Origin of the sequence: Neorhizobium puerariae (assembly GCF_042429745.1) — a bacterium.
GTDB lineage: Bacteria > Pseudomonadota > Alphaproteobacteria > Rhizobiales > Rhizobiaceae > Neorhizobium > Neorhizobium puerariae.
The window spans coordinates 232863-246464 of record NZ_JBHMAA010000015.1 but is presented as its reverse complement, the minus strand read 5'-3'; the positions used below and the strand labels follow the sequence as shown (position 1 = coordinate 246464).

The 13602-nt window shown below is 64.9% G+C and carries 10 protein-coding genes; 5 read left to right on the top strand and 5 right to left on the bottom strand.

The window, feature by feature from the left end:
- Positions 1-17: 17 nt before the first annotated feature.
- Together ACFFP0_RS14485 and ACFFP0_RS14480 are read right to left on the bottom strand one after the other, a co-directional pair.
- A complete protein-coding gene (locus ACFFP0_RS14485) occupies positions 18-1811 on the bottom strand; it encodes an acyl-CoA dehydrogenase C-terminal domain-containing protein (RefSeq protein ID WP_377261880.1) in 1794 nt (597 codons plus the stop codon).
- A gap of 223 nt (positions 1812-2034) precedes the next feature.
- Positions 2035-2403, bottom strand: coding sequence for a hypothetical protein (locus ACFFP0_RS14480; protein WP_377261878.1), 369 nt, complete (start codon positions 2401-2403; stop codon positions 2035-2037).
- Between ACFFP0_RS14480 and ACFFP0_RS14475 the strand changes: the two genes are divergently transcribed.
- The 3 genes from ACFFP0_RS14475 (at position 2391) to ACFFP0_RS14465 (ending at position 8400) form a co-directional block, all read left to right on the top strand.
- Complete coding sequence (locus ACFFP0_RS14475; protein ID WP_377261875.1) at positions 2391-6305, top strand: peptidoglycan-binding protein; 3915 nt, start codon at positions 2391-2393, stop codon at positions 6303-6305. The two genes, ACFFP0_RS14480 and ACFFP0_RS14475, sit on opposite strands and share 13 nt — an antisense overlap.
- 365 nt (positions 6306-6670) lie before the next feature.
- Positions 6671-7597: a sulfite exporter TauE/SafE family protein gene (locus tag ACFFP0_RS14470; RefSeq protein ID WP_377261873.1), complete on the top strand. Its 927-nt coding sequence runs from the start codon at positions 6671-6673 to the stop codon at positions 7595-7597.
- Positions 7597-8400 carry a TIGR02186 family protein gene (locus ACFFP0_RS14465; RefSeq protein ID WP_377261870.1) on the top strand — a complete coding sequence of 268 codons (804 nt, stop codon included), beginning with the start codon at positions 7597-7599 and terminating at the stop codon, positions 8398-8400. The genes ACFFP0_RS14470 and ACFFP0_RS14465 overlap by 1 nt, the downstream gene beginning before the upstream one ends.
- Positions 8401-8412: 12 nt before the next feature.
- On the opposite strand, the gene ACFFP0_RS14460 is transcribed toward ACFFP0_RS14465, so the two are convergent.
- Positions 8413-8928: a winged helix-turn-helix transcriptional regulator gene (locus tag ACFFP0_RS14460; RefSeq protein WP_377261868.1), complete on the bottom strand. Its 516-nt coding sequence runs from the start codon at positions 8926-8928 to the stop codon at positions 8413-8415.
- A 95-nt stretch (positions 8929-9023) separates the two neighbouring features.
- Between ACFFP0_RS14460 and ACFFP0_RS14455 the strand changes: the two genes are divergently transcribed.
- Together ACFFP0_RS14455 and ACFFP0_RS14450 are read left to right on the top strand one after the other, a co-directional pair.
- Positions 9024-9584, top strand: coding sequence for a dihydrofolate reductase family protein (locus ACFFP0_RS14455; RefSeq protein ID WP_377261866.1), 561 nt, complete (start codon positions 9024-9026; stop codon positions 9582-9584).
- 86 nt (positions 9585-9670) lie between these two features.
- Positions 9671-10108, top strand: a complete 438-nt coding sequence (locus ACFFP0_RS14450; RefSeq protein ID WP_377261864.1) for a universal stress protein — start codon at positions 9671-9673, stop codon at positions 10106-10108.
- An 81-nt stretch (positions 10109-10189) separates the two neighbouring features.
- On the opposite strand, the gene pdeM is transcribed toward ACFFP0_RS14450, so the two are convergent.
- Both pdeM and ACFFP0_RS14440 read right to left on the bottom strand, forming a co-directional pair.
- Positions 10190-10924 (bottom strand): ligase-associated DNA damage response endonuclease PdeM, encoded by a 735-nt coding sequence (gene pdeM, locus ACFFP0_RS14445; RefSeq protein WP_377261861.1) that lies wholly within the window; start codon positions 10922-10924, stop codon positions 10190-10192.
- Between the two features lie 57 nt (positions 10925-10981).
- Complete coding sequence (locus ACFFP0_RS14440; protein ID WP_377262338.1) at positions 10982-13528, bottom strand: ligase-associated DNA damage response DEXH box helicase; 2547 nt, start codon at positions 13526-13528, stop codon at positions 10982-10984.
- Between the last annotated feature and the right edge of the window lie 74 nt (positions 13529-13602).

Here is a 13602-nt window from a genome sequence, read left to right as displayed (position 1 = left end):
TTACCGGGCATGACAAATCAAAACGCCTCCGCCGCCAGTTCCATCAGGCTGTCGGCGCCGGCCTCGATGCGGGCCTTGCGCATGGCCGTTTCCGGCATGACCTTCTCCATGAAGAACTTCGCCGTGACGAGCTTGTTCTTCAGGTAGTCGGTGCGGGCATCGCCGGCGGCGAGCCTGTCCTCGGCCACCCTGGCGATCTTCGCCCACATGTAGCCGAGCGTGACGATGCCGAAGAGGTGCATGTAGTCGGTCGAGCCGGCGCCGGCATTGTCGGGCTTGGCCATGGCGTTCTGCATGAACCACATGGTGGAGGCCTGCAGGTCGTTCAAGCCCTTCTTCAAGGCCTTGGTGAAGAAGGCCATCGTGTCGTCGGCGCGGTTCTCCTCGCAGAAATCGCCGATCTCCTTGAAGAAGGCCATCACGGCGCGGCCGCCGTTGAGCGCCAGCTTGCGGCCGACGAGATCGAGCGCCTGGATGCCGTTGGCGCCTTCATAGATCATGGTGATGCGCGCATCGCGCACATACTGGCTCATGCCATGCTCTTCGATATAGCCATGGCCGCCGAAGACCTGCTGCGCCATGACGGCATGTTCGAACCCCTTGTCGGTCATCACGCCCTTGAGGATGGGGGTGGCGAGACCGAGCAGGTCGTCAGCGTTCTGGCGTTCCGCCGCGTCCTGCGAACGGTGAGCGATATCCGACTTCAGCGCCGTCCAGAGCAGGAAGGCGCGCCCGCCCTCGTTGAAGGCCCTGATGGTCATCAGCGTGCGGCGGATGTCGGCATGCACGATGATCGGGTCCGCCTTCTTGTCCGGCGCCTTGGGGCCGGAGAGCGAACGGCCCTGGATGCGTTCGCGGGCATAGTCGACGGCGTTCTGGTAGGCGGTCTCGGCGATCGCCAGTCCCTGCAGGCCGACGCCGAGGCGCGCCTCGTTCATCATCACGAACATGGCGGCGAGCCCCTTGTTCTCGGCGCCGATCAGGTATCCGGTCGCCTCATCATAGTTCATGACGCAGGTGGCGTTGCCATGGATGCCCATCTTCTCCTCGATCGCGCCGCAGGTGACACCGTTGCGCTTGCCGGGCGACCCATCCGCCTTGACGAGGAATTTCGGCACGATGAAGAGCGAGATGCCCTTGGTGCCTTCCGGCGCGCCCTCGATGCGGGCAAGCACCAGATGCACGATGTTGTCGGTCATCGAATGCTCGCCGGCGGAGATGAAGATCTTCTGGCCGGAAATCCTGTAGGTGCCATCCCCTTGGGGAACGGCCTTGGTGCGCAACAAGCCGAGGTCGGTGCCGCAATGCGGCTCGGTCAGGTTCATCGTGCCGGACCATGTGCCTTCCACCATTTTCGGCAGATAGGTCCGCTTCTGCTCGTCGGAACCGTGCACGAGGATCGCGGCGATGGCGCCCTGGGTCAGGCCCGGATACATCATCAGCGACATGTTGGCGGACGACATGTATTCGCCGACGGCGGCATGCAGCGTGTAGGGAAGCCCCTGGCCGCCGAATTCCGGCGGCACGGCCAGACCGATCCAGCCCGCCTGGCAATATTGGTCATAGGCTTCCTTGAAGCCTTTGGGCACCGAGACCGTGCCATTGTCGCGGCGGGCGCAGCCTTCCCGGTCACCCGGGAGATTGAGCGGGAAAAGCACGTCTTCCGCCACCTTGGCGGCTTCTCCGACGATCGCCTCCAGCATGTCCGGGCTGGCGTCGGCAAAACCCGGCAGATTGCCGTAGCGCTCAAGACCCAGCACATCGTTCAAGATGAAAAGCGTATCGTTTACCGGCGCCTTGTACACTGGCATGGTCGAGCTTCCTCCATATCCTCGTCCCGGACCTTCGGCTGACGGCAAGGCCCGCATTCTTGCTACCATGAATAATTGACGTTTGCGTAAACGTCAAATGCGGTCCATGGGAATTTTTACCGCCTCGAACCGACGCCGCCCCTTCCCCCGAAAGGCCCCAGGCGCATCGCGACCGTTCAGCTCCGCCCGGCGCGCGTCAGGGTCCCGTTTTTCATTCCCGCCGTCATTGCAGAACAGTTCCACCCTTTTTGCGCGACATCCCGTTAACAGGCAAGGCAGACCCGGAGCTGGCCGGAAGAACCGCTCCATCAGCGCAGCAACCTCGTTCCTGGCGCGCGAACCACCCGGAAAGGTTAAAATTTTCGCCGAGATTAACGAGTTGTTTACCACGTTTCGGGAAATAGTGGGCTCTGGAGCGACGCAGTGCATTTACCTCAAGGAATGCCGCGCCCGCCAGAAATGGCAAGTCTTGCGTAGGATACCCCAATAAGCGGCCGATTTCGCGGGAGGAGCGGGCTCTCTTCCCGATGCGGCCATTGACGAGAGCCTGCAGGACCAACGTCGAAACGAGCGAAGCAAATGAACGGATCACGATCGACTTCTCCCCGTCATGGCGACCGCTCCTCCCTGGACGCGTTGAACCGTACCATCGAAGGCCTCGAAGCCCGCATCGAAGGATTGATGTCGGGCAGCGGCCGCGATGCCCGTCCGGCGCGGAACGACGAGTACCGCGACCAGCGCCAGGAGCGCCGCGCCGCGCCTGCCGCCGCCGCCCATCGCGGTCCAGAACAGCCTCGTGACCCGCTTGCCGAAATCCGGGAACGCCAGCGCATGCTCGATGCGGGCCGCGACCGGCCCGAACGTCCGCGCATGCCCGATCTGCCGCGCCCCGATCTGCCGCGCGAGGAACCGCGCTATGCCGAACCCCGGCGCAGCGAAGTACGCCCGCCGGAAGCCTACAGGCCGCAGGAGCGCCCGGTCCCGGCCCGGCCCGAAACACCCCGTTATGCGGAAGTTCAGCGTGCAGCCCTGCCGCGGCGCGAAGACCTTCGCCATCCGGCCGTCCAGCCGCGCATTCCGGCGCCGCAGCCCCAGCAGGCCGAGAGCGGAATGCGGGATATCGCCCAGGCGCTGGTCAGCCTCCGCCATGAGCTGAAACAGGATATTTCCGAGGGCGTGGCGAAGGAAATGAACGCGCTTCGGGCGGAAATCCGCTCGATCAAGTCCGTTGCCGAGGACCAGCGCTTCACCGATGACCTGCGCAACGATCTCGCTCGCCTTGCGGAAGGCATCAACCAGCTCGGCTACCGGTCGACGCCGGAAGCCGACGGCCTGCGCGCCGAGTTCGAGGAACTGCGCACCGTCATGGACGGCCTTGCGCGGGAAGATTCCGTACGCCGCATGGAAACCCGATGGCAGGGCCTCGAGGAGCGGATGGACGACTTCGATTCCGCCGCCCTGCGCGAGGAACTCGTCTCCCTCGCCTACCGTATCGACGACATCAAGGGTCAGCTCGGCGAGATGAGCGACAGCCCCGTCATCCGTGCGCTGGAGCAGAAGCTGATCGCGGTGGCCACTGCCATGGAACAGCTCGGCACGCGCATGCAGCCGAACGACGCGGTCTTCGCCGAGCAGTTTGCAACCCTCGACCACCGGCTGGACGAGATCAGCCGCGCGATTGCCGCCGGCAGCCGCGCATCGGCAGCCGCCACGCTCGACCAATCGTTCCTGCAGCGTCTCGAAGGCCGGATCGGCGTGCTTGCCGACCAGATCGACGTAATGAGCCGCGCAGCCCACAGCCAGGTGGACCCGACCGCCGCCCTGTCTTCCCGCATCGAAGCGCTGACCGGCCGTATCGAGGAGCTTGCCGACGAGCAGGCGGCCGTGCGCCTGGAGGAGCGTCTGGAGCAGCTTTCGCTGATCCTCGAACAGGCCCAGAAACCCGCCCTGCAGCCCGAACTTTCCGACTATCTCGCCGATATTTCCCGCAAGATCGAAGGGCTTGAGCGCGGCACGGTCAACGACGTGCTCGCCGAGCGGCTCGACTATCTTGCCCGGCGGATCGACGAGATGGATTTCCAGCCGCGCCTCCAGCCGGCCCTGGACCAGAGCGCCTTCGGGCGCCTCGAGGACCGGCTGAGCGACATCGCGGCCCGTCTGGACGAAGCGGCCGTGGCGCCGCGAGGCGACGAGGGCGCCTTGCGCAATCTCGAAGGCCAGATCGCCCATCTTTCGGCGCTGATCAGCCAGCCGCAATCCGGCGCGGTCTCGTTTTCCCCCGAATTCGAAAGCCGCATGACGGCGATCGAAGACTACATGTCGACCAACGACGAATACATCATCGAAGCCGCCCGCCAGGCAGCGGAGGCGGTGGTCGAAGCCTATTCCCGCAATACCGCCGCCGGCAGCCCGGTCGCCGCGGCCGACATGGCCACGCTTTCGGCGCTCGCGGACGACCTGCGGCATCTCGAAGACCTGACGCGCACCTCCGAGGAGCGGACGCACCAGACATTCGAGGCCCTGCACGGCACGCTGGTGAAGATTGCCGACCGCCTGGACGGAATGGAGGAGCGGTTCAGCGCCTCCTCCCGCATCGAACGCCACTACAGTGAGCCGGAGCGGCAGGAGATGCGTCGCCCGGCTCCCGCCATGCCGGCCGCCGCTCCGCTTTCGGTCGCCGCTGTCATGGAGCCGGCGAGTGAAGAAGCCGGCGCGCCGGAAGCCCCGGTCGCGACTTTCGGCATGCGCGAAAAGCCCGTCCATGACATATCCGCCGACGGAGAGGTGCTCGCCGCCGAGCCTGCCGGGACCCAGGCCCCGCCGAAGTCCAGGGCACCCAAGCCCAGCCTTCTGACCGAACTGTCCCGCCGCCTCCTGCCGGGCGGCAAGGCGGAAACCGCCAGAAGCGGCCGTGCCGTCGTCGAGCCCACACCGTCGATAGACCCTTCCGACGTGCTGCCGGCCGACCTGGAGAACGACCTCCTGGAGCCGGGTTCCGGCGCGCCGGACGTCAAGAAGATCCTGGAGCGGGTGCGCGCAAGCCAGGCCGCCGGCGAATTCGACGGCGACCGTTCGGCCGGTGCGGCAAAGGCGGATTTCATCGCCGCGGCACGCCGCGCCGCCAAGGCGGCGGCCCAGGAAATCGACCCGTCGCAGTCCCCCTCGCCCGCAAAGGATGCGCGCAAGGCCGCAAAGCCTGCCGCCGGCAAGGGTCTCGGCGCCACGCTTTCCCAGCATCGCCGGCCCATCCTGATGGCTGTCGGCGCCGTGCTCCTGGTGCTGATGGCCATGCCGCTTGCCAAGACGCTCACCAGCGGCAGCAAGGCGCCGCCGTCGCCGCCCGCCACGATCGAAGCGCCGGCCCAGCCTGCCGCTCCGACCGGGCAAACGGGCAGCAACAAGGTGCCCGCAATCCAGGAACAGGCTGCGACCGATGGTGCAGACAGCGTCGCGGACGATATCGCCGCCGCACCGGAAAGCTCCCCGGCGGAGCCGCCGAGGCAGGCGGGCAGCGGCAGCCACCTGACCGATCCGCCCCCGGGCGCTGGCCATATTTCCGCGATGGAACCCGCCGGCAGCCCGGAGAAGGCCCAGGCGAGCTTCGTTCCCGCGCAGCAGCCGGAACCGCCGGCTCCGATCGTGGTGCCCGCCGGCATCGAGCCGAAATCGCTTGCCGACGCGGCAGCGGCCGGCGACCCGAACGCGCTTTTTGAGATCGGCGCGCGCTTCACCGAAGGCCGCGGCCCGAAGACCGACCTTTCCGAAGCCGCCAACTGGTACAAGCTCGCCGCCGACCGCGGGCTCGCGCCGGCGCAATACCGGCTTGCCAATCTCTTCGAGAAGGGCACCGGCGTCACCCGCGACCTCGACAAGGCGCTGACCTATTACAAACAGGCCGCCGACGCCGGCAATGCGAGCGCCATGCACAATCTCGCCGTGCTCTATGCGTCCGGTGCGGCCGGCCAGCCGGATTACGCGGCTGCCGTCGAATGGTTCGGCAAGGCGGCCGATCTCGGCATCGCCGACAGCCAGTTCAACCTCGCCATCCTTTATGCCCGCGGCAACGGCGCGAAGCAGGACCTCGAAGAGTCCTACAAATGGTTCTCGATCGCGGCCAAGGGCGGCGACAACGATGCCGCCCAGAAGCGCGACGAGGTCACCAAGGCCATGCGCAAGGAGCAGCTCGAAAGCGCACGCGCCAAGGTGGACCTCTGGAAGGCGAAACCGCTCGACCCGAAGGCCAACACCGTGAGCCTTCCCGACGAGTGGGCTTCCGGCAAGCCGCTCACCACGGCTTCCATCGACATGGAAAAGGCGATCCGGAACATCCAGGCGATCCTCAACAAGAACGGCTTCGACGCCGGCCAGCCGGACGGCAAGCTGGGCGCCAAGACGGTGGCCGCGATCAAGGCCTTCCAGACATCCGTCGGACAGGAGCCGACCGGCAAGGTCGACAACGTGCTGGTGAAGGAACTTCTGGCCCGCAACAAGTAAGCCAAGTATAACTCCACGCATCGGCCCGGAAATCGAAATCGATTTCCGGGCCGATGCGTGGAATCAACAGGTTCAAGCGCCCTTTGTGCGTCCGAAAGGAGGCACGGCGCCCCAAGTCGACTTACCCGACCGGTTTGGAAGAGTTGCGCGATATTAATCACACGGTCACAAAAACGGTAAAATTGCCGCATTGTCTGACACTTGCGAATTGACTCGCGGAGGCCCCCCGGCGCATGACGAAAGATGCGTCCGGCCGGCGTTTTCGACGGGTCGGAGCGCACATGTTCCGATCGCCGCAACGGGCCGGCATGCCATCCGCACGCAGCCCGCGACGGTGATGATTCTTGCCTTTTCGGGGTTCGGCCGTGACTGTCTACCTGCCGATCGCAGAGCTTTCGGTGAACATCTTCATCATTCTCGGCATGGGCGCGGCCGTGGGCTTCCTGTCCGGCATGTTCGGGGTGGGCGGCGGCTTCCTCATCACGCCGCTCCTGATCTTCTACAACATCCCGCCGGTAGTGGCCGTCGCGACCGGCGCCAATCAGGTCGTCGCCTCGTCGATCTCCGGCGCGATCACCCATTTCCGGCGCGGCACGCTGGACATGAAGCTCGGCTCGGTGCTTCTGGTGGGAGGCCTTGCCGGCGCCACGGCGGGCGTCTGGGTCTTCTCATGGCTGCGGCGGCTGGGCCAGCTCGACCTCTTCATCTCGATCCTCTACGTGGTGCTGCTCGGGACCATTGGCGCGTTGATGCTGCAGGAAAGCCTGCGCGCCATGCGGCGGGCGAGGATGAACGAACAGCTGCCGCTCAGGCGCCCGGGCCAGCACAACTGGGTGCACCGGCTGCCGCTGAAGATGCGTTTCAAGAAGTCGAAGATCTACCTGAGCGCCATCCCCGTGGTCGGGCTCGGCTTCGGCATCGGGGTGCTGACCTCGATCATGGGTGTCGGCGGCGGCTTCATCATGGTGCCGGCGATGATCTATCTCCTGCGCATCCCGACCAACGTGGTCGTCGGGACCTCGCTCTTCCAGATCATTTTCGTGACCGCCTATACGACCATGGTGCAGGCGGCGACGAACTATTCCGTCGATATCGTGCTCGCCACGATCCTGATGGTGGCCGGCGTCATCGGCGCGCAATACGGCGTGCGCGTCGGGCAGAAGCTGCGCGGCGAGCAGCTTCGCGCGCTTCTGGCGCTGCTCGTGCTTTCGGTCGGCATCCGCCTGGCGATCGGGCTCATCGTGACGCCGGACGACCTCTATTCGGTCGCGGTCGGAGGCCTGTCCTACTGATGCGCCATCTCCTTCGCACCGCTTTCCTCCTTTCCCTTCTCGGCCTTGGCCAGCCGGCGCTGGCGCAGGTGCCGCTCGGACAGGCCTCGACGGTGAGGGAAGGGCTGGAAATCGGCGCCTCGACCAGCGAAATCGCCATTACCTCGGATTTCCGCGGCGCGGATCTGACGATCTTCGGGGCGCTCACCAACGCGGACGAGCTGTTCCTGGCGATCGGGCAATACGATGTGGTGGTGACGCTGGAAGGGCCGAACGACTATGCGACGGTGCGCAAGAAGGAGCGCGTCCTCGGCATCTGGATGAATACGCAATCCATGACCTTCGAACAGGTGCCGGAAAGCTATTCGCTGGCGAGCACCCGCCAGATCGACAGCATCGACCAGGCGCCAAGCCTCAACAATATCGGCGTCGGCATCGACCATCTGGCGCTGAACCCGGTCGGCTACATCCCGGATTCCGGCCTTATCGGCGAGTTCCGCGACGCCTACCGCAGGCTCAAGCTCACGAGCGGACTCTACCAGCGCGACACGAGCGGCGTGCGCTTCGTCTCCTCCAGCCTTTTCCGCGCATCGCTGAAACTGCCCGCCAACATTCCCGACGGGCTGCACATGGTGCGCGCCTACCTCTTCAAGAGCGGCCAGCTCATCGTCCAGCGGGAAATGCCGCTTCGCGTGGTCAAGACCGGCATCGAGCAGGCGATCACCGACGCGGCGCACGAGAGGCCGATCGCCTACGGTTTCCTCTGCGTGCTGATCGCGGTCATCACCGGCTGGGGCGCCAGCCTGCTCTTCCGCAAGGACTGAGGCCGGGGCAGGTCATTCGGCGGCATGGGCCGCGGCGTTCCGCGCGACCACTTCGAGATAGGCCGCGCGAAGCCGGTCGAAGACCGAGGGCCTGTCCGGATCGCGCGGGGCGTCCAGGTGCAGGACACGCAATTCCTGCATGAATTCCTCCCAAAGCGGCCGGCCGCCTTCCTCAAGCAGCTCGGCGCGGATCGACAGCTCTTCCGAAACGGGAAGGAAACGGCGTCCCCAGGCCCCCATTTCCGCAAAGATCGGCACGAGCCGGATCGACATCTCGGTCAGGCTGTAGATCGCCTTCTGCTTGTGGCTCGGATCGTCCTTGCGGGAAAGCAGGCCGCGCTCCACCAGCCGCTTCAGCCGGTCGGCCAGGATGTTCGAGGCTATCCCCTCCTCCGAATTGTGCAGGAGTTCGCGAAAGTGACGGCGGTTGCCGAACATGATGTCGCGGATGACGATCAGGCTCCAGCGGTCGCCGAGAACCTCCAGCGTGAGATTGATCGGGCAGCCCGACCGATGCGCTTCTTCCATTTTCCTCTCCAGAACCGCTTGCATAATAAAATCAGTTCAGCTAGCTTTCAACCGATTGCTAAATGCAACTGGTTTTTGATCCAACGGAGGATGGCATGAGAAAGCTGGCAGTCTGGAACCTGATGACCCTGGACGGTTATTTCGAGGGCGAGAAACCGTGGGATCTCGCCTTTCACAACCACGCCTGGGGACCGGAGCTGGAAAAGCTCTCGGAGCAGTTCGGCGAGGAGGGCGATCTTCTTGTCTTCGGCCGCAGGACCTACGAGGGCATGGCAGCCTATTGGCCGACCGCCGAGGAGAGCGGCAAGGTCAGGGACTACATGAACAATATCGCCAAGCTCGCCGTCTCAAGGACGTTGAAGGACGCCGCCTGGAACAACACCCGCATCGTCCGCGACCCGGTCGCCGAACTCGCCGGGTTGAAGGCGCAGGATGGCAAGACGATCTTCGTCTTCGGCAGCGCGGAACTCGTCGCCTCGCTGATGGAGGAAGGCCTCGTCGACGAATACCGCATCTGCATCGTGCCCATCCTGCTCGGCTCCGGCAATCCGCTCTTCAAGAAGGCCGCACACCAGACGGAACTCAGGCTGCTCGGTTCCAGCGTTGCGTCGAACGGCGCCGTCATCCTGAATTACGAAGTGGTGAAGGCCGCGTGAGACATCGCGACCTTCAATCTTGACGCAAATCAAGGTAGCAAGAAGGCCGGTCGGGGATTGTGTCGCCAGACCAAAGGAGGCTTTCGATGTACAAACATGTCCTGATCCCCACGGACGGCTCGCCGCTTTCCACCGAAGCGTTGGAAAAGGCACTGGATTTCGCCCACGAGATCGGTGCCGAAGCGACCGTGCTCGTGGTCATGGAGCCCCTGCAGGTCTTCACCGTCAATCCCGCCGGGCTGGAAATCGCCTATGCGGAATACGACCGCAAGAACAACGAGGCGGCCGACGGCATTCTCGGCGATGCGACGGGTGCAGCAAAGCAGCGGCTGGTCGCCTGCGAGACAATCAAGCTCGTCAGCGCCGACCCGGCGAAAACAATCGTCGAAACCGCCGAGAAGTACGATTGCGACCTCATCGCCATGGCGTCGCATGGCCGGTCGGGCTTCAAGGCCTTCATGCTGGGCAGCGTGACGATGAAGGTGCTGGCGAGTTCCAAGACACCGGTGCTGGTCTATCGCTGAGGACCTGGATCGTTGGGGACCTGGATCGCTGAGGACTTGCGCGGAATGTCGCCGAAATGCGCGCTTCCGGCGCCGTTCCGCTCAGCCGATCAGGTTTCCGTAGCGGACCGAATAGATGCGGTCGCGGCCGAGTAGGTGCGCGACCAGCTTTTCATGATCGAAGAGGCCGCGCATGGCCGGGTGGCGGAGATCGAGCCCGCCTGCCAGAACGCCGAAGGCGGGCATGAGGAGGCGCGACCCGTCGCTCGCGAAACACGGGCGGCGGACGGACTTTTCCCGGCGGCGGACGGTCGCGGCCGGATGAAGATGGCCGGCGATCTCGCCCTTGCCGGAAATCAGGCTCGGCTCGTGGCGGAAGACGAGGCCGCCATAAAAGAGCTCGTCGGTCGAGGTGCCGGGCAGGTCGACCGTACCGTCCGGGTCGTGATTGCCGTTGATCCAGATCCAGTCGCGGCCTCGCGCCATGGCCGAGATCAGCGACCGGAGTTCGCCCGGCAGGTGCTCCGATCCCCTGCGGTCATGGAAATTGTCGCCGAGCGAAACGACGATCCTCGGATCGTAGCGGGTGATGACGGCGGAAAGAATGTTGAGGGTGGCGACCGTATCGTAGGGCGGCAGCATCATGCCGCGGCGGGCGAAGGCCGCGCCTTTTTCGAGATGCAGGTCGGAAACGACGAGCATGCCGATCTCCGGCAGGTAGAGGCTGCCCATGGGATCGCAGACGCCCGCGACGCCGTGCACCACGATCTCCCCGGTGCCGCTCGCGGCTCCCCTCATCATCTGTGCGCGGGCGGCAAGCCCCAGGCGATGCATCACTTTCGTTTCGTCTTTCCGTTCCAGGCAAAAGCCCGGCATGATGTCCGTTGTATGTGGTCAGATCCTCGGGACAGGCCCCGCATCCGATAATCCGGCCTCCGCGATCAAGTCCTCGGCGGCTTCCTGCAGCACCGCATCCTGCGCCTCGCCCGGCACCGGCTCCTTGCCGATCTCCAGCATGATCGGAATGGCGAGCGGCGAAACGCGGTCGAGATCGCGGTGGGTGATGTGCCCCCTGATTCGCTTCAGCATATCGCCTAACCGGCCGATATCCAAAAGCCCCGATGCCGCATCCCGCCGCGTCGCCTCGAGAAGGATATGATCCGGCTCGTGGGTGCGCAGCACGTCGTAGATCAGGTCGGTCGAGACCGTCACCTGCCGGCCGGTCTTTTCCTTGCCCGGATGGCGGCGCTCGATCAAACCGGAAATCACGGCGCAATTGCGGAAGGTGCGTTTCAGCATGTAGCTTTCGTTCAGCCAGGCCTCCAGGTCATCGCCCAGCATGTCCTCGTCGAAGAGATCGGAGAGGCTGAGGCGCCCGGCCCCGATCATCGCCCCCATGTCCGAGAGCCCCCAAACCGCCAGCGAATAATCCGTCGCCACGAACCCGAGCGGATGGGCGCCGAGGCGATCCAGCCTGCGGGTGAGCAGCATGCCGAGCGTCTGGTGCGCCAGCCGGCCCTCGAAGCAATAGGCGATCAGGAAGAAGCGCTTTCCTCTCGGAAAGGTTTCGATCAGCAGTTCGTCCTGCTTCGGCACGATCGAGCGGGCGCGCTGGATGGAAAGCCAGTCACGCACCTGATCCGGCAGGGCGCGCCAGCGATCGGGATCGGCGAGCATAGAGCGGACCTGCGCCGCCAGATAGGTGGTGAGCGGAAACTTGCCGCCGGCATAGGCGGGAATTTTCGGATCGAGCGAGAAGGCGCTGGAGACAAGGCATTCGTTCTCGCGGATGCCTTCGAAGCGCAGCACCTTGCCCGCGAAGAGGAAGGTGTCCCCCTGCACAAGCTGTTCGAGAAAATATTCCTCGACCTTGCCGAGGGAGAGCCCTCCCCGCCCGAGCGAACCGTTGTTGCGGCGGACGAGCCGGACGTTGAGCTCGGTCGCCTCCACGATGGTGCCGAGATTCAAGCGGTATTGCCGCGCGATCTGGGGATTGGAAACGCGCCAGCGGCCGTCCCCGGTTTTCCTGATCTTCGCATAACGCTCGTAGGTGCGCAGCGCATAACCGCCGGTCGCGACGAAATCGACGACGCGCTCGAACATTTCCCAGGAGAGGTTCGCATAGGGCGAAGCGGAGGTGATCTCCCCGTAAAGCTCGACCGGATCGAAAGGTTCGGCGCAGGCCATGCCGAGCACATGCTGGGCGAGCACATCCAGCGCGCCCTCGCCGACCGGCGGCGTATCCTGCGCGCCGAGATAATTCGCATCGAGCGCCGCCTGGCACTCCATCACCTCGAAGCGGTTGGCGGGCACGAGGATCGCCTTCGAAGGCTCGTCCATCCGGTGGTTCGAGCGGCCGATGCGCTGGGCAAGCCGCGACGCGCCCTTCGGCGCGCCGACATGCACGACCAGATCGACATCGCCCCAGTCGATGCCCATGTCGAGCGTCGAGGTGGCGACGACGGCGCGCAGCCTGTTCGCCGCCATGGCGGCCTCGACCTTGCGGCGCTGACCGGCATCCAGCGAACCGTGATGCAGGGCGATCGGAAGGTTGTCCTCGTTGATCGTCCAGAGCGTCTGGAACAGGAGCTCCGCCTGGAAGCGGGTATTGACGAAGATCAGCGTCGTCCCGTGGCGCTTGATCTCGTCATAGACCTCCGGCATCGCATAGGTGGAGACATGGCCGGACCAGGGAATGCGGTCCTCGGTCTTCATGATGGTGATATCGGGCGCCGCGCCGCCCGTGACATGCACGAGGCCGGCGGGCGACGCAGGATGCTCCCCCTGGGGGACGAGCCAGCGCTGCAGGTCCATCGGGTCGGCGACGGTGGCCGAGAGCCCGATCGCCCGGACATCCGGGGCGTGCCTGCGGATGCGGGCAAGATCGAGCGACAGAAGGTGGCCGCGCTTCGAGGTGACCAGCGAATGCAGCTCGTCGAGGACCACGTATTTCAGGTCCTTGAAGAAACGTTCCGCCTCCCTGTTGGCGAGCAGCAGCGCCACCTGTTCCGGCGTGGTGAGGAGAATATCCGGCGGGTTCAGCTTCTGGCGCTGGCGCTTGGCCTGCGGCGTATCGCCGGTGCGGTTCTCGACCGTGACGGAAAGCCCCATTTCCGTCACCGGCTTCATCAGGTTGCGCTCGATATCGACCGTCAGCGCCTTCAATGGCGAGACGTAGAGCGTGTGGATGCCGACGAAGGCGGAGCCGGGCGGGATCTTGCCGCGACGCGTGAGATCGGTGAGCGAGGGCAGAAAACCGGCAAGCGTCTTGCCGGCGCCGGTCGGCGCGATCAGCAGCATGTTCTCGCCGGCGGTGGCGCGGGCGAGCAGTTCGAACTGATGGGCACGCGGCCGCCAGCCCTTTTCGGCGAACCATGTCTGGAACGGCCGGGGCAGGAGCGCGGCATCACGGCCGGGGACGAGGGTTTCGACGGTATCCACGCCGCTCAAGATAAGCGGAAGCCGGCGAAAAAGAAGGGCACTTGACGCCGAAAGATAATCATGGATAAATATTA